Source organism: Halobacillus sp. B23F22_5 (assembly GCF_043497085.1).
In the GTDB taxonomy this organism is placed as follows: Bacteria; Bacillota; Bacilli; order Bacillales; family Halobacillaceae; genus Thalassobacillus.
In genome coordinates this window covers 18,674-39,571 of sequence record NZ_JBIEKI010000008.1, presented here as the reverse complement: position 1 = coordinate 39,571, position 20,898 = coordinate 18,674, and the positions used below count along the sequence as shown (strand labels likewise).

24 protein-coding genes and 1 pseudogene are annotated in these 20,898 nt (G+C 44.2%); 17 read left to right on the top strand and 8 right to left on the bottom strand.

Annotated features, from left to right (window positions below; translation table 11 throughout):
* Positions 1-64: 64 nt before the first annotated feature.
* Positions 65-496, top strand: coding sequence for a ferritin-like domain-containing protein (locus ACGTN9_RS12095; RefSeq protein ID WP_499593113.1), 432 nt, complete (start codon positions 65-67; stop codon positions 494-496).
* A 21-nt stretch (positions 497-517) separates the two neighbouring features.
* Here ACGTN9_RS12095 and ACGTN9_RS12090 read toward each other — a convergent pair whose 3' ends face one another.
* Positions 518-709: a hypothetical protein gene (locus ACGTN9_RS12090; protein ID WP_499593112.1), complete on the bottom strand. Its 192-nt coding sequence runs from the start codon at positions 707-709 to the stop codon at positions 518-520.
* 111 nt (positions 710-820) lie between these two features.
* On the opposite strand from ACGTN9_RS12090, the gene ACGTN9_RS12085 reads away from it, so the two are divergent.
* The 3 genes from ACGTN9_RS12085 to ACGTN9_RS12075 all read left to right on the top strand — a co-directional run bounded on the left by ACGTN9_RS12085 (position 821) and on the right by ACGTN9_RS12075 (position 3,001).
* Positions 821-1,414: an NUDIX hydrolase gene (locus tag ACGTN9_RS12085; protein WP_499593111.1), complete on the top strand. Its 594-nt coding sequence runs from the start codon at positions 821-823 to the stop codon at positions 1,412-1,414.
* Positions 1,415-1,636: 222 nt separating this feature from the next.
* Positions 1,637-2,788: a trans-sulfuration enzyme family protein gene (locus tag ACGTN9_RS12080; protein ID WP_499593109.1), complete on the top strand. Its 1,152-nt coding sequence runs from the start codon at positions 1,637-1,639 to the stop codon at positions 2,786-2,788.
* Positions 2,789-2,899: 111 nt separating this feature from the next.
* On the top strand, positions 2,900-3,001 hold the full coding sequence (locus ACGTN9_RS12075; protein ID WP_084315779.1) for a putative holin-like toxin: 102 nt from the start codon (positions 2,900-2,902) through the stop codon (positions 2,999-3,001).
* Between the two features lie 167 nt (positions 3,002-3,168).
* On the opposite strand, the gene ACGTN9_RS12070 is transcribed toward ACGTN9_RS12075, so the two are convergent.
* The 5 genes and pseudogenes from ACGTN9_RS12070 to pflB form a co-directional block, all read right to left on the bottom strand.
* A complete protein-coding gene (locus ACGTN9_RS12070) occupies positions 3,169-3,945 on the bottom strand; it encodes an ABC transporter permease (RefSeq protein WP_499593107.1) in 777 nt (258 codons plus the stop codon).
* A complete protein-coding gene (locus ACGTN9_RS12065) occupies positions 3,942-4,895 on the bottom strand; it encodes an ABC transporter ATP-binding protein (RefSeq protein ID WP_499593105.1) in 954 nt (317 codons plus the stop codon). The genes ACGTN9_RS12070 and ACGTN9_RS12065 overlap by 4 nt, the downstream gene beginning before the upstream one ends.
* Positions 4,896-5,089: 194 nt before the next feature.
* Positions 5,090-5,822: pseudogene (gene pflA, locus ACGTN9_RS12060) on the bottom strand (pyruvate formate-lyase-activating protein).
* A gap of 50 nt (positions 5,823-5,872) precedes the next feature.
* Entirely contained in the window at positions 5,873-6,886 is a 1,014-nt protein-coding gene (gene adhP / locus ACGTN9_RS12055; RefSeq protein WP_499593293.1) for an alcohol dehydrogenase AdhP, read from the bottom strand.
* 86 nt (positions 6,887-6,972) lie between these two features.
* Positions 6,973-9,225, bottom strand: a complete 2,253-nt coding sequence (gene pflB, locus ACGTN9_RS12050; protein WP_499593103.1) for a formate C-acetyltransferase — start codon at positions 9,223-9,225, stop codon at positions 6,973-6,975.
* 359 nt (positions 9,226-9,584) lie between these two features.
* Between pflB and ACGTN9_RS12045 the strand changes: the two genes are divergently transcribed.
* A complete protein-coding gene (locus tag ACGTN9_RS12045; RefSeq protein ID WP_499593101.1) occupies positions 9,585-9,803 on the top strand; it encodes a hypothetical protein in 219 nt (72 codons plus the stop codon).
* 42 nt (positions 9,804-9,845) lie between these two features.
* Here the strand turns inward: ACGTN9_RS12045 and ACGTN9_RS12040 are convergent, their stop codons facing one another.
* Both ACGTN9_RS12040 and ACGTN9_RS12035 read right to left on the bottom strand, forming a co-directional pair.
* Positions 9,846-10,139 carry a phospholipase gene (locus tag ACGTN9_RS12040; RefSeq protein WP_499593099.1) on the bottom strand — a complete coding sequence of 98 codons (294 nt, stop codon included), beginning with the start codon at positions 10,137-10,139 and terminating at the stop codon, positions 9,846-9,848.
* 109 nt (positions 10,140-10,248) lie between these two features.
* Positions 10,249-10,674, bottom strand: a complete 426-nt coding sequence (locus ACGTN9_RS12035; protein ID WP_499593097.1) for a VOC family protein — start codon at positions 10,672-10,674, stop codon at positions 10,249-10,251.
* Positions 10,675-10,850: 176 nt separating this feature from the next.
* Between ACGTN9_RS12035 and ACGTN9_RS12030 the strand changes: the two genes are divergently transcribed.
* The 12 genes from ACGTN9_RS12030 to ACGTN9_RS11975 all read left to right on the top strand — a co-directional run bounded on the left by ACGTN9_RS12030 (position 10,851) and on the right by ACGTN9_RS11975 (position 20,880).
* Complete coding sequence (locus ACGTN9_RS12030; protein ID WP_499593095.1) at positions 10,851-11,354, top strand: GyrI-like domain-containing protein; 504 nt, start codon at positions 10,851-10,853, stop codon at positions 11,352-11,354.
* Between the two features lie 64 nt (positions 11,355-11,418).
* Positions 11,419-12,540 carry an NAD(P)/FAD-dependent oxidoreductase gene (locus ACGTN9_RS12025; RefSeq protein ID WP_499593093.1) on the top strand — a complete coding sequence of 374 codons (1,122 nt, stop codon included), beginning with the start codon at positions 11,419-11,421 and terminating at the stop codon, positions 12,538-12,540.
* Between the two features lie 137 nt (positions 12,541-12,677).
* On the top strand, positions 12,678-13,664 hold the full coding sequence (locus tag ACGTN9_RS12020) for a sodium:calcium antiporter (protein WP_499593091.1): 987 nt from the start codon (positions 12,678-12,680) through the stop codon (positions 13,662-13,664).
* Positions 13,665-13,958: 294 nt separating this feature from the next.
* On the top strand, positions 13,959-14,594 hold the full coding sequence (locus ACGTN9_RS12015) for a uracil-DNA glycosylase (protein WP_499593089.1): 636 nt from the start codon (positions 13,959-13,961) through the stop codon (positions 14,592-14,594).
* Positions 14,595-14,791: 197 nt separating this feature from the next.
* The gene (locus ACGTN9_RS12010) at positions 14,792-15,754 is read left to right on the top strand and encodes a LacI family DNA-binding transcriptional regulator (RefSeq protein WP_499593088.1); all 963 of its coding nucleotides are present in this window, start codon (positions 14,792-14,794) and stop codon (positions 15,752-15,754) included.
* 503 nt (positions 15,755-16,257) lie between these two features.
* On the top strand, positions 16,258-17,226 hold the full coding sequence (gene paaA / locus ACGTN9_RS12005; RefSeq protein ID WP_499593086.1) for a 1,2-phenylacetyl-CoA epoxidase subunit PaaA: 969 nt from the start codon (positions 16,258-16,260) through the stop codon (positions 17,224-17,226).
* A gap of 30 nt (positions 17,227-17,256) precedes the next feature.
* Positions 17,257-17,610: a 1,2-phenylacetyl-CoA epoxidase subunit PaaB gene (paaB, locus tag ACGTN9_RS12000; protein ID WP_499593084.1), complete on the top strand. Its 354-nt coding sequence runs from the start codon at positions 17,257-17,259 to the stop codon at positions 17,608-17,610.
* A complete protein-coding gene (gene paaC / locus ACGTN9_RS11995; RefSeq protein ID WP_499593082.1) occupies positions 17,607-18,419 on the top strand; it encodes a 1,2-phenylacetyl-CoA epoxidase subunit PaaC in 813 nt (270 codons plus the stop codon). Before paaB ends, paaC begins: the two co-directional genes overlap by 4 nt.
* A gap of 26 nt (positions 18,420-18,445) precedes the next feature.
* Positions 18,446-18,943 (top strand): 1,2-phenylacetyl-CoA epoxidase subunit PaaD, encoded by a 498-nt coding sequence (gene paaD, locus ACGTN9_RS11990; RefSeq protein ID WP_499593081.1) that lies wholly within the window; start codon positions 18,446-18,448, stop codon positions 18,941-18,943.
* Positions 18,944-19,017: 74 nt separating this feature from the next.
* Positions 19,018-19,326 carry an EthD family reductase gene (locus tag ACGTN9_RS11985; protein WP_093045327.1) on the top strand — a complete coding sequence of 103 codons (309 nt, stop codon included), beginning with the start codon at positions 19,018-19,020 and terminating at the stop codon, positions 19,324-19,326.
* Positions 19,319-20,095, top strand: coding sequence for an enoyl-CoA hydratase/isomerase family protein (locus ACGTN9_RS11980; RefSeq protein WP_499593079.1), 777 nt, complete (start codon positions 19,319-19,321; stop codon positions 20,093-20,095). The genes ACGTN9_RS11985 and ACGTN9_RS11980 overlap by 8 nt, the downstream gene beginning before the upstream one ends.
* Positions 20,096-20,106: 11 nt before the next feature.
* A complete protein-coding gene (locus tag ACGTN9_RS11975; protein WP_499593077.1) occupies positions 20,107-20,880 on the top strand; it encodes an enoyl-CoA hydratase-related protein in 774 nt (257 codons plus the stop codon).
* The last annotated feature ends 18 nt before the right edge of the window (positions 20,881-20,898 follow it).

Genomic DNA, 20,898 nt, shown 5'->3' with positions numbered 1-20,898 from the left:
TGATTTCGAAAAGGTTAATTAATTTTTCATGTGGCAAACTAAGCTTAAAAAAGGAGCTTACATTGTGAATGACGTTGCCATTAAAGAATTAAATGCTTTTCTAAAAGGTCAGTATATGGGGATTCATGCATACGAACACCTTATTCAGCGCGTGGACGACCCTGGTATCAAGCAGGAGTTACAAAATATTCAGCAAGAGCACAAGATGCATGCGATGGAAGTAGCTGAACGAATTCAGAATCTTGGTGGAAATCCGGTGGACGATGAAGGTTTTGTCGGGTCGATGCAGAATTTTGTCAGTAGATTCACCACCCCTGATTCAACAGCAGGGGTACTGGAAAGTGCTTTAAAGGGAGAAGACGTATATGGTTTACATTTATCAGAAGAGATTGTTAAAGGGGATCTTGATCCGGAGAGTAAGCAGATGATTGAGAGAATACTCGATGAAGATCGTAATCATCTTCAAATTTTAAAAGGGTTGATGCCAAACAGATAAGAGGGGGGTTCCCCTCTTTTTTTATTTGTCATTCTTTTTCTCGTGATTTTCAACTTCGTGATGACCGCTCATCATTTCACCTTCAGTAGGATGTTCTTCTCGTTCCTGTTTTGGAGGAAGAAAAGATTTAGAGAAAGAAATTCCTTTGCTGAAGACCTCGGCTTGTTCATTAGATGTTTCAACGGTAGCCTTTCTTTGTTTTTGTTGAGTCATGAAGATGGCCTCCTTTTTTAATATGTTATTATTAGTTATTATTCCATGGGAATGAAAAAGCTAAACATCCATGATGAGTAGCAGGAAATATCGGGAGAAAGAGGTGGTCTGATGGTCGAATTATTGACTGTATTGGATGACCAAGGTAATGAAATTGGAGTGGAGGACAGAGAGGAAGTACATAAGAGAGGGCTGTGGCATCAAACGTTTCAGTGCTGGTTTGTAGAAATAGATGCTGAAGAACCTTATATTTATTTACAGCATAGGGCGGCGAATAAAAGTGATTTTCCAAGTACACTGGACATCACTGCTGCAGGGCATATTGAGGCAGATGAAGCAATTATTGCGGCAGGAATTCGGGAAATAGAAGAAGAGTTGGGAATCAAGGTGGCAGAAAACGATTTGATATATCAAGGGTGTTACCAGGAAGAGCTGATTACAGAGCATATGATCGATCGGGAGTTTTGCCATGTTTATTTTTATCCTGTAAACAAGCGTCCCGGTTTTAGGGTCACTGATGAGGTAGAGGATGTCATCCGACTTCGTTTCCGTGACTTTGAGGAAATTTTACAAGGGGGCAGAAGGGAAGGGAGCTATTTAGTAAGCGGTGTGCAGAAGCCGATAAGTTTACATCACTTATGTCCCCACACTTCCGGTTACTTTTCTTTCGTTGCAGAAGCCGTCAAAAAACTATCCTCCTTTTGACAGTTATGCCTCTTGGGGATATAATCAAACTATTCAAAATAAAGGTACGTGCGCTTTTATGGGGAAGATCCTCATGACTGAGACGCCTCTTCTTAGGAAGAGGTTTTTTTACACTTTAAGAAAGTTTATTGTTGAAGGATGAAAGTATATAAAAAAACCAGGCTTACGCCATAATTTGGCGACTAGCCAGGTGTTTTTAATCGAAGGGAGCAGACAGACGTTATGGCAAAATCATTTGAAACGAAAGTCGTACATAGTAAATTGAAGCAGGAAGAAAACAAGATAAACAGCAAAGCTACCCCGATATATCAAACATCGGCCTACTCCTTTGAGAGCCTGGAAGATTTGGAAGGCTACTTTGAAGGAAATGCTCCTTATCTTTATACGAGGAACGGCAATCCGAATACGGACGATTTGGGCTACTCTGTAGCTCAGTTGGAGGGAGCACCTGCTGGAATGGCATCCTCATCCGGAATGTCTGCGATTTTATGCGGCATTTTAGCAGTAGTCGGGCATGGCGATCATATTGTAGCAGCAGAAGACACCTATGGTGGTACCTATCAGCTGCTTACCCAGGAACTGCAGACCTTTGGTATTGAAGTGACACTCGCTTCTTTTGATAACCTGGAAGAAGTAGAAGCTGCCATCCAGGAGAATACGAAACTTCTATACAGTGAATCTGTATCCAACCCATTTCTACGTGTAGAAAATATCAATGCTCTCGTCGAGATGGCAGAACGCCACCAGCTAATGACAATGATTGATAATACTTTTGCAACTCCATACCTTTTGCAGCCATATGAAGAGGGCGTCGACCTTGTCGTTCATAGTGCGACTAAATATATAGGTGGTCACAGTGATGTTTCTGCAGGCGTACTGGTCGGCAGGGAAGAACTAATTGAAAAGGCGAAAGGGAAAATGGTCAATCTTGGTGCCAACCTTAGTCCATTCGAAGCCTGGCTTGGTCATCGCGGGCTGAAGACCTTGGCGCTGCGTATGAGGCAGCAATCGGAGAATGCCGATTATGTAGCGGAAAGCCTGCGCAACCATACGGATATCGAGCATGTATATTACCCGGCCTACGTTTCGGAAAAAGGAAACGGAGCCATCATTACGATTGAATTGAATGAGCGCTGCGATATGGATACATTTTTCAAATCCCTGGGATGGATTAAAATTGTACCTTCGTTAGCTGGAGTGGAAACAACGGTATCTTATCCGAAAGGAACATCTCACCGTGCACTTACTGATGAGCAGCGGGAGAAAATCGGGATCAATGAGCGTGTCGTCCGAATTTCTATCGGAATAGAAGGGGCCAAGGATATTTTGACCCAGCTTGGTGAAGCGATTGAGGAATCGTTGAATGAGGCTTAAGTCCTGATTAAAGTTGGTGAAAAATTCACCCCGGCACCCATGCTATAATTGAAAGTGGAGCACGTCCTTTTAGGGAGGATCGGCTGCCCCCATCTATCAGGAAGGGGGGTGATGCCTACGAGCATATACGAAGTGTTGACCGTCATCTGGTCTTTCGGCACGTTTTTGATCGCTTTGCTCGCGTTGATCATGCAAATGATCAATAAAAAATAGACCTCCCTATTCACTCGGCCAAAAGTTGATAGGGGAGAGGCCTATTCCTGTAGTGGATAGCTGATCCCCCGGAGGGGGCGTGTATCCATGGCCGCAGCATCAGCTGCGGCTATTTTTTATTGTATGATTATCTATATACATCATACCACATCTGGCTATTTTTTAAATCAGTAATGTCCAAGAAGCCCTTTTTTCATGGCATACCTTTCGCAGGCAAGATAGACGGAAACACCGATAACTCCGTAAACAAGCGCATTGGCAATCAGCCACGTATAGTCCGATGTTGAGAAATCAGCCAGGGTATAGTTCTGAATCATGATCTGTCTTGTCATATCGACACCTTTTACGAATGGTGCAGCTATCAGGTATGGAGCCACAGATAATGGTACAAAGGTCAATCCCATGATAATGAATTGAAGAATTTGCAGAAATGCACTAATCTGTTTGAAGATGATTGACAGCCCGGCGATCATGAAACCGACACCGATCATGCTGGCAATGGTCAGCAGCAAAATCGGAATGGTGGCTGCTGGATTCAAGTTCAGCCATTCGCCAGTGGTTAGCATTGATAAAAATAACAAAAGTATCACAATCAGGAAATGGATGAATATCATCCCTGATAACCGGGAGAGTAAAATCCGCCATGCTCCCATCGGCGACATATATAATTGCTCCAGCGTCCCGCGCATCGCTTCGTCAGATACGGTCCATCCAATCGATTGAAGGGTCATCATAGCGAAGTACCAAAAAATATAATTGACGATGATGAATTGCGTGTTGGCACCTGCTTCTGCCGGATCGCCGATGACCTGGATTCCGAAAAACATGGCGAGAAAAATGATATAGAAGGTTAGCAGCAGACTCAATGTATTTGCGAAGTAACGTTTCATTTCAATATATTCTTTTTTGGTATTAACCCGGATGACATTCCATAGTGTCGTCATGAGGCCGCCTCCTCTTTGACCAACTGCATGAATACTTTTTCAAAATTGACTTCGGTTCGGCTGATGGTTTCGATCGGTGTATGGTTTCTTTTCAGGATGTCCATCAAAGCGTAGATTTCTTGATCTTCCTGCAGGCTGACCTGTAAGTCCAGGCCCTCCCAGGAGTGTATTGGGAATTCAAAATGAAGCATCTCCTGCTGTTCTTCTGTAAGCGGTTCTTGTAAGTTGATTTGGTAAGCGCTCGTTTTGAATAATTGAAGGAGGTGATCTACGCGTTCATCGGCAATCACCTTTCCATTGTTAATGATAACCGTACGCTCACATAAATCCTGGACAACAGGCATATCGTGGGTGCTGATGATAATGGTCTTGCCTTCCTTTTTAGCTATTGTCCTCAGAATCTCCCGTACTTCGTAGCCGGTTTCCACATCCAATCCTAAGGTCGGCTCATCCAGCAGGATGACATCGGTGTTTGCCAGCATAGCTACTGCGATTGCCAGCTTCTGCTGCATCCCGCGGGACAGCTTATTGACTAACTCGTGTCTTTTTTCTTGCAATCGGAACTGCGTCAATAATTTATCGATATGTGGCTTCATTGCTTTTCTGGACATGCCGCGGTTTCCGGCAAAATACTCGAGATTCTCCTCAACGGTCATCCGCCAGTAAAGGTTACGGTTACCTTCCAGGACAGCACTGATATGTCGCAGGGCTTTATTCCGTTTTTTGACGCTATCATAACCATTGATTATAACGCTGCCTTTATCGGGTACCAGCAATCCGCATATTGTTTTGATTGTAGTCGTTTTACCAGCACCGTTAGGACCGAGCAAGCCAAGTATTTCTCCTCTTTCTACTTCAAAAGAAACATCATCTACTGCCACGAACATTTCTTTAGCCTTACGCATTTTATAGATTTTTCGTATGCCATCTACCTTGATGATACTATCCATATATCCAGCTCCTTCCAAAACCTCTGATTTAAATTATATAGAATTTTCAAGGAATCACATCATTCCTTTAAGGTAAATGGCATCGGTCTCCAGACGGACAAATGGAAAAAGGTCGTAAGATAGTTTGTTCATCGTAAATCAGGAATATTTGCTCATAACACTTTATAAATGGTTACAAAAGTAAACCCGCTTCTTCAAAAAGAAGCGGGTTGTAAGATATCTTCTGCTTGTTTTATTTCTTCCTCGGAAGGAGAGTGGTAGCCCTTAAGGGGATAAGCTAGCCCGAGGTGTTCCCATTTATAAACTCCCATTGTGTGATAAGGAAGAATTTCTAATTTTTCTACGTTACCCAATCCATCGACGAACTCTTTTAATTGCTGAAGTGTCTTCTGTTTCATTAGTAAGTCCAGGAATGAGCACACGCCTGATCCAGACAGGAATGTTTTTTTCAGCTAATAGGTGGGCAAATGCATGGATCTGCTTATTGGTCATACCGGTCAATGACTTATGTTTATCGGAGTCCATTTGCTTCAGGTCAAGCAGGACTAAATCAGTTAACTTTAACAGTTCTTCCATCTTAGCTAAAAAAGTTGGGGAGCTGCTGAAACAGCCGCCTGATGAATCGATAGCAGTATGGATACCGAGTTCTTTGCACCGTGTGAAGAGTTCCATCAGAAAATCGATTTGCAGCAGAGGCTCACCGCCACTTACGGTAATGCCCCCTTTCGCTTTGATATAAGGGAGGTATTCCTTAATATCTTCCATGATTTCATCGACTGATTTCTCCGTCCCTCCAGTGCGATTCCAGGTGTCAGGGTTATGGCAAAACTGACACCTGAGCAGACATCCCTGGGTGAAGATGACGTATCGGAGACCGGGACCATCGACTGTTCCGCAAGTTTCGATTGAGTGTATACGACCGTTCATAAAAATACCTCCCTGTATCTGTTGAGCAGGAGGGAAGCCCTCCTTTTTTTCTATTGCATATCCAACACGATCCGTCCGTTGATTTTACCTTCTTCTAAATCAGAAAATATTTGGTTGATGTCTTCAAGTTTCGCTGTTTGGACGATGGTTTTTACTTTTCCTTGTGCTGCAAATTCCAATGCTTCTATAAGATCTTTTCTTGTTCCTACAATGCTTCCTACCACACTGACTGCATTCAATACGGTGTCAAAGATTGGTATCTCGATCATTTCCGGCGGAAGCCCAACCGCAACGCATTTACCTCCACGTTTAACGGAATAATAGGCTTCATCGAATGCTTTTTTAGATACGGCTGTACAAATGGTTGCTTGTGCGCCTCCGACCTCCCGTTGAATAAATTCACTTGAATTTTCAATAAGCGGGTTAACCACCAGGTCAGCGCCAAGCTCCTGAGCCAGCTTGAGTTTCTCGTCATGGGTATCAACAGCTACTACATTGTAGCCCATAGCCTTAGCGTATTGGACGGCGACATGTCCAAGGCCGCCGATACCATAAATGGCAACCCAGTCACCGGGTTTTGCTTCTCCAACTTTAAGAGCTTTGTAGGTAGTCACACCTGCACAAAAAATTGGGGCAGCTTCAACATAATTTAGATTATCAGGAAGTTTTACAGCATAATCGGCAGCTGCAATACAATATTCCGCATAACCTCCATCGACTGAATATCCGGCATTTTGCTGGTTATGGCATAATGTTTCCCGCCCGGTCAGACAGTACTCACAGTGGCCGCAGGCACTATATAGCCACGGGATGCCGACACGATCACCTTTTTGGAGGTGAGTCACCCCATCGCCGACTACAATGACTTCGCCCACACCTTCGTGCCCTGGAATCAAAGGGAGTTTCGGTTTTACTTTCCAATCTCCATGGGCAGCATGAAGGTCAGTATGACACACACCGCATGCTTTGATTTGGACAAGTACTTCACCAGGTGAAACATGGGGGATGGAGACGTCTTCAATCTGTAAATCTTCTTTAAATCGGCGGACAACTGCCGCTTTCATCGTCTTTGTGTTCATGTCCTTTGTTAATGTTTGCGTTGATTGATGGTGGTCGCACATGATTAATTTCCTCCTTCGAATTTAAAACGCTATATTTTTTCATGGAATGTACGGTTAATGACATCCAACTGCTGTTCACGAGTCAGCTTTACAAAATTGACAGCATAGCCAGAAACCCGGATAGTAAGCTGCGGATATTTTTCTGGATGATCCATGGCATCCAACAATGTTTCCCGTTCAAATACATTGATGTTCAAATGGTGCCCTTCCTTAATGGCATAGCCGTCTAAAATGGATACCAGGTTATCGATTCGATCGTTCAGTGTACGTCCAAGCGCTTTTGGAACAAAACTGAATGTATTGGATATGCCATCTAAAGCGTATTCGTAAGGTATTTTAGCGACACTGTTCAAGGATGCCAGCGCTCCTGATTCGTCTCTGCCGTGTAATGGATTGGCTCCTGGTGCAAATGGTGTTCCAGCTTTACGGCCGTCTGGCGTGCTGCCTGTTTTCTTTCCGTACACGACATTGGAGGTAATGGTCAAAATTGAAATAGTAGGTACGGCATCCCTGTATGCCTTATGCTGTTTGAATTTATTCATGAACGTTTTGACGATATCGACAGCAATATCATCGACACGGCCATCATTGTTTCCATATTTAGGATAATCACCCACGACTTCATAATCGACTGCCAGCCCATTCTGATCGCGAATGACGTGGACTTTTGCGTGCTTGATCGCGCTCAGGCTATCAGCCACAACACTTAATCCAGCGATGCCCCCAGCCATCGTACGCAAAACTTTTTGGTCATGAAGGGCCATTTCGATTCGTTCGTAAGCATATTTATCGTGCATATAATGGATGGCGTTCAGCGTATTCATATACAACTTAGCCAGCCAATCTAAAACATTATCGTACTTTTCCCGCACTTCCTCGTATTTTAAAATGTCATCAGTCACTGGCCGGAATGGAGGAGTCATCTGTACGTTCAATCGTTCATCAATGCCGCCATTGATAGCGTAAAGTAAAGCTTTTGCCAAGTTGACACGTGCTCCGAAAAACTGCATTTGTTTGCCAATCTCCATGGCACTCACGCAGCAGGCTATACCATAGTCATCGCCGTAATGCTCACACATGAGATCATCATTTTCATATTGAATCGAGCTGGATTCAATCGAAACCTTCGCACAGTATTGCTTGAACTTTTCTGGCAGCTTTGTGGACCATAATACAGTCAAGTTAGGCTCAGGAGCGGGACCAAGGTTAGTCAGGGTATGCAAGAATCGGAACGAGTTCTTCGTAACTAATGGATCGCCATGGACACTCACTCCACCGATCGATTCCGTCACCCATGTCGGATCTCCACTGAAAAGTTCGTTGTATTCAGGCGTGCGCGCAAATTTGATTAACCGCAGCTTCATGACAAAATGGTCGACTAATTCCTGAGCTTCTTCTTCGGTCAAAACGCCTTCTTTTAAATCCCGCTCCATATAGATATCAAGAAAAGTAGAAACTCTGCCAAGGCTCATCGCCGCTCCATTTTGCTCTTTAGTTGCAGCTAAGTAGGCGAAATATAGCCATTGGAATGCTTCCTGGGCATTGACAGCTGGGCGGGAGATATCAAACCCATAACTTGTGGCCATTTCTTTCAGTTCATGCAGGGCGCGGATTTGCTCAGCATGTTCTTCCCGTTCACGCAGGATGTCTTCTGACATCACACCGTCTGCCCCGAGCTGGTGATAGTCTTGTTGTTTCTTTTCTATTAAGAAGTCAACCCCATAAAGCGGCACTCTACGATAGTCGCCGATGATGCGTCCTCTTCCGTATGCGTCCGGCAGACCTGTTATGATGCCGACTTTCCTTGCCAGCTTCATTTCTGGTGTGTAGACATCAAAGACACCCTGGTTGTGAGTTTTCCGGAAATCGGTAAAAATTCGTTCGGTATCTTCGTCGAGTGTATAACCATAGGATTCACAGGACTGTTTGGCCATCCTTATTCCACCATAAGGCTGCATCGAGCGTTTGAAAGGCTGATTGGTTTGCACACCCACAATTTTTTCAATTTCTTGATTTAGATAGCCAGGGCGGTGCGAAGTGATCGACGAAGGGGTTTTGGTATCCATATCCCATACGCCTCCGCGCTCACGTTCTTCCACCGTAAGCTCCATCACTTGCTTCCATAGTTTCGTTGTCTCATTAGTAGGACCGGCGAGGAATGCATCATCTCCGGTATAAAGAGTATAGTTGCGGACAATAAAATCTCGGACATCAATTTCATTTTGCCATTTACCATCAGTAAAAGTTCTCCATGCTTGTGGCAGGGCCATAACAGTCGTCATGTTAATCCCTTCCTTTCTGTAATGATCATTCTGGTTATGTATTTATTGTAAAATAAAAATCTAATTGTGAATCATTTCACATTTGGAGATTATGTGAACATTTTCCAGGACTGTGGTTTAGCATTAAATTCAGGAATTAGCCAATATAAATTAAAAATAGCCAATAAATATTGAATTTGGCTCATGTCATCAAATAATGGCTAATAAATTCATAATTTCAGAAAACCTGGACAACCTCCATGTAAGGAAGGTGCGCATTTTCCGTTAAAGAAGTTGGAAGAGGTAGAGGTGTTAAACCGTCTCCTTATAGGGTATGGAAGAATAGAGGATGAAATCGCAGACAGAGAAGGAGAGATTGGATGTATTCGGTAACTTTTCAAAAAATCTTACTTTATATCGGTATCGGAGTATTCATCGGACTTATGGTGGGTCTTATCTTCGGCGATGTCCACCTGGGTATTTATTCGATTTTCTTAAGTATCATCACAATTCTGCTTACGGCGATATTCGCTGAGTTGTATCACGTCCGTGAAGCGATCAACAAACAACGAACAGAGCAAAATAAAATACGGAAGTAGAAAAAAGAGTAAAGCGACTTATTATCGTCGCTTTACTCTTTTTTAACGGAATAAACAAGTAAACAGCTGTTGAAATTTCATATAGTTATAGATGGTGTTTGCATGGCGTCCCTCTAGTGTATAAGGGTTGATTTTTGCCCGGAGGCAATCCATGAAGGCACGATCACAGAAGCAAGATGCGCCGTATTGTTGATAGCAAATGTCATGATACATACAACATGTATCCACACCATTCACTGGTGCACCGGGTCCGCTGCACCCTGGTCCGCACCAATTATAGCCGGGAAATACACAAAGACCCCTTTCCAATGTAAAATCACTTTGGTAGCCGGACATGTCAGTTTCCTCCTATAGTTATTTAGTTTAGGTTATGTTTAGTTGAAGGAAAAAGGGAGAGTATTCGCCTAGCGGGTTCAAATAAAAAGAAAACCTTGACCAGATCTGGTTAAGGTTTTCTTTCATTAGGGTAATCACAGTATTCAATGATTGTCCCTCCGGTATCAGCAGGATTGAGGTAGATCAATCTTCTGCCATGTTTATTGGTCCGTAATGTTTCCTCCAATGTTCGAATTCCTTGCTGCTGTAGTGTTTCCAGGGCTTCATCCAAATCGTGGACATGGTAGGCGATATGATGGACTCCCTTACCTTTTTGCTTGATGAAGCGGGCGATTGGAGAAGTAGTGTTATTCGTAGGTGCCAGCAGCTCCGTTCGGTTACCATTAATTTCTATTACAGCTATCTCACTTTCCACCCCTTTGGCCTCGCTTCGGTAGCGGTCGACCAATTGACCCCCAAGTATATGTTGGTAAAATTGGACACTTTCATCCAGGTTCCGCACCGCAATTCCAATGTGATCCAGTTCATATTTCATTTGAAGTTCCTCCCGTAGTTATTTGTATCCTTCATCATAGCAGTTTTCTGGTTTGCTATTGAAATATTTACGGTGCGATGGATGCATTTTTGTGAGTACAAGGAATGATTTTTAGTGATATGGAAGGAATTACTAACCGTGTCTAGAACTTCTTTGAAATAAGGAGGAGATTCGACATGAACGGAAAAGTAAAGACAATGGTTGAGCCGAAAGTCATCAGTAAAAAAGCATTCAAAATTATTGGATTAGCTTTTGAGACAACCATGGCGGAAAAGGATGTAAAAATTCCACGGCTGGTCGAGGAGTTTCATACGGCAAGAATCGTCGATATTGAAAACCGAGTGAATGCCCCGGTTTCTTATGGAATGTTTATAGACCCACCCAACTGGAATCCGGAAACAGAACCATTTACCTGGATGGCTGGGGTGGAAGTGGACAGCCATGACGTTCTTCCACCTGGAATGGTTGCCAGAACGTTTCCTGACCACCAGTATGCCACTTTGCAATTCAACCCTGCTGAGCATGAGTTTGATCCTTATCAATTTTTACACAAATGGATCAAGCAAAACGGTTATGAGCAAATAAAAGGGTTTGGTTTTGAGCTTTATGAGCCTTATACGGGATCACAGACGATGTTTACCCTTCATTTTCCAGTACGGGAGACGGAGAGCCAGGATTGAGACTCTCGCTAATGTCTTGTAGAATAGCTAGATGATTAGACATAAACAGAAAAGGTGTTTTTAAATGCAGTCATATATTGTGATTGGAGCAGGGATCCTGGGAGCATCTACTGCCTATCATCTGGCGAAATCAGGGGCAAAGGTGATCTTGATCGATCGTGAAGAACCAGGGCAGGCAACGGATGCGGCTGCTGGGATCGTATGTCCGTGGCTCTCTCAACGGCGTAATAAAAAATGGTACCGGCTGGCCAAAGGGGGAGCCAGGTATTACCCTGAGTTGATCGATAAACTAAAAGAGGACGGAGAAACAGAAACCGGTTATGAGAAAGTCGGAGCCATCAGCCTCCATACCGATGAAGACAAATTAGAGAAAATGGAACAACGCGCTTATAAACGGAGGGAGGACGCTCCGGAAATTGGAACGATTACCCGGCTGTCTCCAGAGGAAACAAGAGCACTCTTTCCACCCTTATCGACTGAATATGGTTCTGTGCACGTCAGTGGTGGTGCCCGTGTCAATGGGAAGGCGATAAGGCAAGCGCTGATTCGAGCGGCTGAGAAAAACGGCGCTGTCTTTTACCGTTCGCATGCTTCCCTCATCCATGAAGGTAATCGAGTAACTGGAGCGGAAATAGATGGGAGCAGACTTTTAGCAGACAAAGTAATTGTCACTGCAGGCGCCTGGGGTGGAGAACTGTTTCGTCCACTGGGACTAAACCTCCATATTACTCCTCAGCGTGCCCAGATTGCCCATGTAGAAATTCCCGGGGAAGACACAAGCGCATGGCCTGTCGTCATGCCTCCTACACCTCAATATATGCTCTCCTTTGAAAATGGACGGATTGTGGTCGGTGCGACGCATGATGACGGCGTGGGGTTTGACCATCGGGTGACTGCTGGCGGATTGCATGAAATTTTTGATAAAGCCTTACAGATAGCTCCTGGTCTGGCGGATAGCACGATGTTAGAAGCAAAAGCAGGGTTCCGGCCGTTCACCCCAGGTTTTCTTCCAGTCTTTGGGGAAGTACCTGGATTTGAAGGTGTTCTGATGGCTAATGGCCTGGGTGCTTCCGGCCTCACAGTAGGACCATATTTGGGAGCAGAGCTGTCCAGGATGGCACTTGGAGAGAAGACAGAGTTGGATCCTGCTGAGTATGATGTCTCAGAAGCCATCATTAAAGAGTGATTTAGATAAAAAAATTTGTAGGAGGCACACTTCCTGGTAGGGGTGTGCCTCTACGCATTGTTTTGATCCAAATGGTTTTATAATAATCAAGCAGTGGTAAAGGAATAGGGTTAACGACAACCACGAGGAGTTAGTTTATGGATATATTAATGTTTGTATTATTTATACTTTCTGCTATAGCTGCGTATTACCTTGCTGTGCAGTTAGCATCGTATGGAGACGGTGTAAAAGAAAAGACGAGAGCCTCGTCTGCTTTCGTCGGAATAATAATCGGGGTAGCCATCTCATTGCCAGAACTGACGTCAAGTGTCACAGCTATCATGATTGATAGCCCTGACTTAGCAATGGGTAATTTGCTTGGCAGTAATCTTTTTAATATCCTGGCATTGGCTTTACTGGATATCCATTATCGCCGCCAGCAAATCATGGGCCACACGAACCTGGAAAGTAAATTATATAGTTATTTATTGATTCTTATGACCATGGTCGTCATGATGGCTCTATCCCTCACGCTTCCAGAAGGGATTTATCATGTCGGTTATACCTCTGTAGTGTTGGTATTGCTTTACTTTGGCGGAATCAAATGGATCAATAGCCGTTCCGAAGAAAAAGTTAAACGGAGGTCCAGAGAGAACCGGCGTTTTGACGATCATTCTAAAAACCAGGTTGTATTACGCTTTATTATTTATGGTTTATTAATAATGGTTGCAGGTTCTGTTTTGACCATCACAGCAGATCAGATTGCTCAAATCACCGGTTTGGGTACTTCCTTTATTGGGTCCATTCTGGTAGGCGCAAGCACTTCCCTGCCCGATGCTGTCAGTGTTGCCACTGTCTTGAAGTTAAGGAATTACAATATGGCGGTAAGTTCAATGCTCGGAAGCAGTGCATTCAACCTCATGCTTCTTTCCTTTACAGATGCAATTTATTTCGGAAATAACTTATTCCAGCACGCCGGGCCTACCCACATGGTCACTAGCGGTGGGACCATTTTAACGGTGCTGCTGGTTTTATACAGCATTACCAGGAAAAAGCCTAGGTCTACGTTTGTCTATATCCTGCCTTCACTATTAATAGTTGGTGTCTATCTGGCAGCTACTGTTGTAATGTTCCTAATGAAGTAAAAAAATGCGCAAGGAAGCGTTCGAGCTTCCTTGCGCATTTTTAATAGCTATCCTTCCCCAACGACCCTAAGATCCTCAAACATCTCGAAATCAAGTCTTCGACTTTTCGGCCATTTAGTTGAATAAGCCTCTGAGGAAAAATCAGTAAAAATGGTTAACATAGCCTTACCACTAGTAATTAGAATACCATGTGATATGTAGGGGAGACAGCGGGTGCTGAGCTGTTTTGAATTCACATAAAAAGGGAAACATTGCGGTTATAGAGCAGCTAAATTAATGGATGAAGGTGAGAATATGAAATTACCAAAAGAGTTACTGCGACTGGCTGAAGAAAGAATTGCTCCCTACGATACCGAGGGGTTAGTGATTGGAGCTGGTAATGAAAATGGGGATATCATGATTGTCGGAGAAGCTCCTGGAGAAAAAGAAGCAGTGGAAGGAAAGCCATTTATCGGACGGGCTGGGAAAGAGCTGGATAAGCAATTGGATTATCTTGGGCTGACCAGGGACGATGTCTATATTACCAGTGCTGTTCGCAGCCGCCCTTATAAATGGGTCAAGACAACCAGGAAAGGAACAGGAGGAAAGCGTAAGGCCAACCGAAAGCCTAATCAAAAAGAGATACTGGCCCACGCTCCTATTCTCGATTATCAAATTGAACATATGAAGCCCCGCTGGATCATAGCACTTGGCAGTGTCGCTTATGAACGGTTAACAGGTCGTAAGGATAAAATGACCGAGATAGTGGGGAAATCCATCGAGACACCGATAAAAAAATTGAAAGATCAAACAGGCTCAGAGTATACCTATACAGATGAAAAATTCACAGTCATCCCGCTATACCATCCAGCAGCCGTCTTTTATAATCCTGTCATCAAAGAAGATATATATGCAGCGCTGGATCAGTTGAAAGATCATTTGACGAAGTAATCGTTGAAGCTCTGCATACTGTGCGGTTCATTATTGTGATTTTCTTTTACGACTGAGTGAGCCGCAGCAAGGACTGTTGTGCACATAACGAATAATACGATTAAACCTGTCATGTTTCGCACCTCCTTTGTTGGTTATACTTTAATTTATGAAACGCGTTTCAGAGCAAGGATAATTTTCAGTAAGGAGGGAAATACATGAGCAACATCCGTGATATTGCCAAACTTGCACAGGTTTCCGTTGCTACGGTTTCCCGTGTCTTGAACAACCATCCATACGTTAAAGAGGAGAAAAGGAAAGCGGTTTGGCAGGCGGTGCAGCAGCTCGATTACCAGCAGAATATCAACGCCGTCCACCTATCAAAAGGGAAGACCTTTGTCATTGGAGTCGTTCTTCCTTATATCAACCATCCTTACTTCAGCCGGCTTTTAGAGGGGATTGCTGACGCCGCAGAAGCAAAAGGATATAAGTTGATGGTGATTCAGACCAATTATCACGTGGATAAAGAAATGGAAGCACTCGATATGCTGCCACTGAAGCAGGTAGATGGGGTTATTTTCACTTCGCGAAGTTCTCCTTGGAATATACTGAAAGAGTATCGTGCATATGGTCCGGTGGTTGTCTGTGAGAATAAAGTGGATAATCAGATTTCAGCGATTTATATCGATCACTATCAAGCTTTTCAGCGGGGGATGGAATTGCTGATACAAAAAGGGCATCGGAAAATTGGCTACTGTATCGGCAGAAGAAAAGGAAGCAATAGTCAGAAGCGACATGAAGCCTATTGTGATCAACTAGCTGAAATTGGGGAGCCAGTGATGGAGCAGTGGATTTTTGAGCAATGTTTACATATGGAAGATGGAGCACGCGTGCTCAGGGAATGGCGTGATATGAAAGAAGCGCCAACCGCTCTTGTGGTAACGAATGATTTAGTGGCAGCAGGAATCATCCTGGAAGCCGAAAAGCTGGGAGTTTCGATACCGGAGCGTCTGGCGGTCATCGGATTTGATGATCAGCCGTTGGCAAAAGCTCTCCAGATTACTACCATCCGTCTTCCGCTTCCAAGCATAGGTAAGGAAGCGTTTCTGCAAGCAATCCAGGACGTAAAAATCATTCATAAAGCTTTACCGTTTGAGCTGGTTGAACGAAAAACCGTATAGGAAAATGATGAGAGTAGTAATAGCCGACCATTGGAAAATGGAAGGCTATTTTTTTTCAGTCCAATCGTCGTTAACCGGTAACTTACGCTTTTGATCGTCCAGCTCCAGCTACCAACGACTCGTGTACTTCCTTCACCTGCGTACGATAAGTTAACATCGATTCACTCTGCTCATCGTGTTTCCTTTATCTCCTCCGGTGCAGTCCAGTCCAATCGTCGTTAAACGGCATCTTCCGCTTTTGAATTCTTTATAATTTTCTGAAAACGTATTGACTTTTCACTATTTGCACGTTATCGTTAGGTTAAATAATATAACACTTATTCATCGTTACGATTTTATAACGTTATATAAATAATATTGTTTATGTCCCTTACATAAAAATTGTTGATCATCCATTAAAAACTATAAGACTTGATTATTCAAAAGAAATGACTGTCTGCCTGGCATGACATATTAATTTATTGGCGTTTATCAATCGTGATGAATAAAAGGGAGGTAATGAGATGTCAACGACTTTATCTTATGATCGCTTATCAGAAGAAGAGAAGCATTCGCAATTTATGGAGCGTATCGAACGAGGAGAAAAAATCGAAGCGGATGACTGGATGCCGGATGATTACCGGATGACATTAATTAAATTGATTTCCATGCATGGAATTAGTGAAATCATGGGGGCACTTCCTGAAAAAGAATGGGTACCGAAAGCACCCTCATTACGGAGAAAGCTCGGAATTATGGCTAAAGTTCAGGATGAAATGGGTCATGGCCAGCTGTTGTTGAGAGTTGCAGAGGATTTAATGAAACCGATGGGAAGAACACGGGAAGAGATCATGCAAGATTTATTCAGAGGAGATTTGAAGTTTCATAATGTCTTTCATATGCCTGCCCCTACGTGGGGGGATGCCGGTTTGATAGGCTGGCTCGTTGATGGCGCTGCTATTATTACTCAGACGAATATGCTGAAAGCTTCTTATGGTCCATATGCCCGTGCCTTGAAACGAATCTGTGCAGAAGAAGTTTTTCATGCCCAGCACGGAGAGGCAATTATCATGGCTTTGGCAGAAGGAACAGAAGAGCAGCGGGCATTGATACAGGATGCGATCGACCGTTGGTGGGAATCGCTGTTGATGTTCTTTGGGCCGGCGAGTGCCACCACAACAGGAACATCGAAGCAGGATACGACCATTAAATATCGTATCCGTACAAAAACGAATGAAGAATTGCGTCAAGCTTTTCTAGATAAATATATTCCGAGAGTTCTTTCCCTGGGTTTAACGATTCCAGATGAAACGCTTCATTACGATAAGGAAAAACAACAATGGGTGTATCAGCAGCCGGACTGGAATGAATTTAAAAATATCGTACGGAATAATGGACCTAAGTCAAAGGATCGGCTGGACCTCAGGATTACAGCTTATGAAAATAATGCCTGGGTACGCGAAGCATTGAGTCCTGATGGAGCTGTAGTTTAAAAAATGCAGGATAATGACGGGGGGATGGATATGACAAATAATGGGCGAGAGTTTTATCAGGAATTCGAGGTGTTCAGCAGTAAGTCTAATGGTGATCAGGTGCAGCATCAGTTCAGCCTGCTGGCTCCGAATGAAGAAATAGCTCTGGTGATGGCGCAGGAAAACTTCATGCGCAGGCAGCCTGTCGCAGATATCTGGGTAGTGAAACGTTCACATATCCGGAAAATGACACAGGAAGAAAAGGGGTCGCTGCAGCGGCTGGATAACAAAGAATACCGCAACACAAAAGGGTATGGCTACTTGAAGAAAAAATGGCGTCACTATGAACAAAATATTCTGGATGAGAAAGAAATCTTGTCATGGGGAGGGGACGGCAAAAAATGAACTCAGTTCAAGAAGCGAAAGCAGATCCTAAATTTAAGACAGCCGTCACAGAATTGCTGTATCAGTTGGCGGATGATGATTTCATTATCGCTTTCCGTGGTTCAGAGTGGCTTGGCCTCGCCCCGCATATTGAAGAGGATGTGGCATTTTCTTCTATCAATCAGGACACGATGGGGCATGCGGCCATCTACTATCAGCTTCTCGAAGATTTAGGAGAAGGTGATGCGGATGCGCTTGCTCATGGCCGCGAAGCAGGTCAGAGGAAAAACGCGATTTTACTGGAAGAGGTCAACGGTCCTGGACATTATCTGAAGAAGCCTCTCTACGACTGGGCTTTTGCGGTAGTTCGTCATTATTTTTATGCCCAGGCAAAGAAAGTTCGCATCGAGTCTTTAAAGAATTCTTCCTACCAGCCGCTGGCTGACGCGGCTGTGAAAATCAATATGGAATTATACTACCATCTGCTTCATTGGAAAACGTGGTTCACGCAGCTGGTTACTGCTAAAGGTGAAGCGCCAGAACGGATGAAAAATGCGATCGATAAAGTATGTGCGGATATGGAAGGTGTATTGACGCTCGGTCCAAAGGGGGCTGATATGGCTGCACTAGGACTGATTGAAGAGGAAAAATTGCTGTCTCAGCGCTGGCACAATGAGATGGATAAGGTATTCGAGTCACTTCCAATTTCTCTCCCGCCCGTTCAGGCAAAACGTGGTAACGGACGAGAGGGTGTCCATACGGAAGACTTGAACAGTGCCCTCGCTACGTTGGGAGAAGTATACAAGCAAGATCCGGTCGCCAGCTGGTAATTAAAAACAGGAAAGGAGGGGTGGCCATGAGCCTGGTGTCAACTTCAGAACAGTCTGTTCGGGAAATGCTTGCGCAAGTGAAAGATCCTGAAATCGATTCTGTCAGCGTGCTGGATTTAGGAATGGTCGAAAATATAGCGATCGCAGAGTCATCCGTCCATGTAGAGATGCTGCCCACATTCATGGGATGCCCGGCATTGGAAATTATCAAGACTAACGTAGAAAACAAACTACTGGAGCTGGAATGGGTGGAGAGAGTAAATATGACATTTATTTACCACCCGGCATGGACTTCAGAGCGGATCACATCGGAGGGTCGTGAGCGATTGAAGGAGTTCGGGATAGCCCCTCCACCTGAGAAACCTGGACCGGATGGTGCATGGCATGTTGATTGTCCGTATTGTCATTCGACATACACTACCATGGAAAACATTTTTGGCCCTACCGCCTGCCGCAGTATTTTATATTGCAAGCAATGTAAGAACCCTTTTGAAGCGATGAAGCCTGTATCCACCATGATGTAATTGTAATAGAAAGGCTCAGGATAAGGGGAAAGTCAGACAGCTCTTTTTAATAACTCAGGAAAGGATGATGGAATATGGTTAAAATGATCGCACTCTACAAACACCCGGAGGACAAAGAAAAATTTGATGAACATTATTTCAACACCCATGCGCCTATCACAGCGAAAATACCTGGTTTAAGAGAAATGAAGGTTACGAGAGTCACAGGGTCTCCGATGGGTGGAGAAGGAAAATACTACCTGATGTGCGAAATGTATTATGACAGCTACGATGCTTTGCAGGAAGCGATGAAAACGGACGAAGGTAAAGCTTCCGGGAAAGATTTAATGGGGTTTGCGGGTGATTATGTCACCTTGATGGTTGGAGAAGAAGTAGATGAGTGATTTTACATTCATCCGAACAAGCGTCAAAGATCAGGTGGCTTCGATTCAACTGGACCGCCCAAAAGTTCTTAATGCGCTGAACCGGGGGATGGTTACAGAGGTTATCTCAGCAATGGAAATGTTCGACCGAAGTGATGATGTGAAAGTGATCATGCTAAGTGGGAATGGCCGCGCATTTGCTGCCGGGGCTGACATTGATGAAATGGCTGGAGATGGACCGATCGATTTTGAGATGAACAATCCTTTTGCGGATTGGGATCGGATCGCTAAAGTGAAAAAGCCAGTCCTTTGTGCTGTACACGGATTTGCTCTGGGGGGAGGATTCGAACTGGCACTGGCGTGTGACATGATTTTTGCAGCAGATACGGCGGCATTCGGTTTTCCAGAAGTGAACATTGGGGTGATGCCAGGCGCAGGGGGGACACAGCGTCTGACCAAATTGTTAGGAAAACCGCAAGCTCTGGAATGGTTATGGACAGGGGATAAAATGAGTGCACGGAAAGCTTATAACTATGGGGTAGTAACCCGTCTGACTGCACCTGAACTATTGTTTGAGGAAACAGAAGCATTTGCACGCAGGCTGGTAAAACAACCACCGCTATCGTTGCGGTTAATCAAGGAGGCTGTCGACAAAGCCGTCGATCACCCGCTTGATGAAGGTATGCAGCTGGAACGGAAGAATTTTTATTTATTATTCGCTTCTGATGATCAAAAGGAAGGAATGAGCGCTTTTCTTGAGAAGCGGCGCCCAGACTTCAAAGGGAAGTGAGGAGGGATACCATGTTCGAAACGATCAACTACCAGATACATAACAACATCGCATGGATTACGATGAACCGGCCTGACAAGCTCAATGCTTTCATTGGGCAAATGAACAAGGAAGTACAGCAAGCTGTTAAGCAGGCGAATGGAGATGAATCGGTAAGGTGCCTCGTCATCACCGGAGAAGGGCGCGCTTTTTGTTCGGGGCAGGATTTATCAGAAGTTAATGAGGATACGAACCTGGGCGATATCATTCGTTCCAATTACGGTCCAATGATTAAAGAAATAGCGCGTTGTGACAAACCGATTGTGGCAGCACTGAACGGAGTAGCTGCAGGAGCCGGGATGAGTCTCGCCCTGGCCTGTGATTTCCGGATAGCTTCCGAAAAGGCGAGCATGGTGGAGGCATTCATCCATGTGGGACTGATTCCGGATGCCGGTAATCTATATTACTTGCCTCGCCTCGTCGGGCATGCTAAAGCACTGGAATTAGCCATTCTCGGTGAAAAAATCACAGCTGCTGAAGCGAAAGAATTCGGACTGGTGACAAGAGTTGTTCCGGAAGGTTCATTGGAAACAGAAGTGACACAGTTTGCTGAGAGGTTGGCATCGATGCCGACCAAAGCGATCCAATTGATCAAACGTAACCTAAAAGAGAGCTGGACGATGGATCTTGATGAGTATTTGGAAAAAGAAGCCCAGGGACAGCGCATTACAGGGCTGACTGCCGACTACAAAGAAGGCGTCGAAGCATTTTTACAGAAGCGCAAGCCAGAGTTTGTTGGTAAATAAGCGTTCTTTCACGTTAAT

Excerpts from the sequence above, each read along its gene's own strand:
- ACGTN9_RS12065 (WP_499593105.1), bottom strand. The coding sequence starts at position 4,895 with ATGGATAGTATCATCAAGGTAGATGGCATACGAAAAATCTATAAAATG.
- ACGTN9_RS11985 (WP_093045327.1), top strand. The coding sequence starts at position 19,018 with ATGGTTAAAATGATCGCACTCTACAAACACCCGGAGGACAAAGAAAAA.
- adhP (WP_499593293.1), bottom strand. The coding sequence starts at position 6,886 with ATGAAAGCGGCAGTTGTCCGCCGATTTAAAGAAGATTTACAGATTGAA.
- ACGTN9_RS12045 (WP_499593101.1), top strand. The coding sequence starts at position 9,585 with ATGTATTCGGTAACTTTTCAAAAAATCTTACTTTATATCGGTATCGGA.
- ACGTN9_RS12075 (WP_084315779.1), top strand. The coding sequence starts at position 2,900 with ATGCCTACGAGCATATACGAAGTGTTGACCGTCATCTGGTCTTTCGGC.
- ACGTN9_RS12070 (WP_499593107.1), bottom strand. The coding sequence starts at position 3,945 with ATGACGACACTATGGAATGTCATCCGGGTTAATACCAAAAAAGAATAT.
- ACGTN9_RS12085 (WP_499593111.1), top strand. The coding sequence starts at position 821 with ATGGTCGAATTATTGACTGTATTGGATGACCAAGGTAATGAAATTGGA.
- paaA (WP_499593086.1), top strand. The coding sequence starts at position 16,258 with ATGTCAACGACTTTATCTTATGATCGCTTATCAGAAGAAGAGAAGCAT.
- ACGTN9_RS11980 (WP_499593079.1), top strand. The coding sequence starts at position 19,319 with ATGAGTGATTTTACATTCATCCGAACAAGCGTCAAAGATCAGGTGGCT.
- paaD (WP_499593081.1), top strand. The coding sequence starts at position 18,446 with ATGAGCCTGGTGTCAACTTCAGAACAGTCTGTTCGGGAAATGCTTGCG.
- paaB (WP_499593084.1), top strand. The coding sequence starts at position 17,257 with ATGACAAATAATGGGCGAGAGTTTTATCAGGAATTCGAGGTGTTCAGC.
- ACGTN9_RS12035 (WP_499593097.1), bottom strand. The coding sequence starts at position 10,674 with ATGAAATATGAACTGGATCACATTGGAATTGCGGTGCGGAACCTGGAT.
- ACGTN9_RS12015 (WP_499593089.1), top strand. The coding sequence starts at position 13,959 with ATGAAATTACCAAAAGAGTTACTGCGACTGGCTGAAGAAAGAATTGCT.
- ACGTN9_RS12020 (WP_499593091.1), top strand. The coding sequence starts at position 12,678 with ATGGATATATTAATGTTTGTATTATTTATACTTTCTGCTATAGCTGCG.
- paaC (WP_499593082.1), top strand. The coding sequence starts at position 17,607 with ATGAACTCAGTTCAAGAAGCGAAAGCAGATCCTAAATTTAAGACAGCC.
- ACGTN9_RS12010 (WP_499593088.1), top strand. The coding sequence starts at position 14,792 with ATGAGCAACATCCGTGATATTGCCAAACTTGCACAGGTTTCCGTTGCT.
- ACGTN9_RS12080 (WP_499593109.1), top strand. The coding sequence starts at position 1,637 with ATGGCAAAATCATTTGAAACGAAAGTCGTACATAGTAAATTGAAGCAG.
- pflB (WP_499593103.1), bottom strand. The coding sequence starts at position 9,225 with ATGACGACTGTTATGGCCCTGCCACAAGCATGGAGAACTTTTACTGAT.
- ACGTN9_RS12025 (WP_499593093.1), top strand. The coding sequence starts at position 11,419 with ATGCAGTCATATATTGTGATTGGAGCAGGGATCCTGGGAGCATCTACT.
- ACGTN9_RS12040 (WP_499593099.1), bottom strand. The coding sequence starts at position 10,139 with ATGTCCGGCTACCAAAGTGATTTTACATTGGAAAGGGGTCTTTGTGTA.
- ACGTN9_RS12090 (WP_499593112.1), bottom strand. The coding sequence starts at position 709 with ATGACTCAACAAAAACAAAGAAAGGCTACCGTTGAAACATCTAATGAA.
- ACGTN9_RS12030 (WP_499593095.1), top strand. The coding sequence starts at position 10,851 with ATGAACGGAAAAGTAAAGACAATGGTTGAGCCGAAAGTCATCAGTAAA.
- ACGTN9_RS11975 (WP_499593077.1), top strand. The coding sequence starts at position 20,107 with ATGTTCGAAACGATCAACTACCAGATACATAACAACATCGCATGGATT.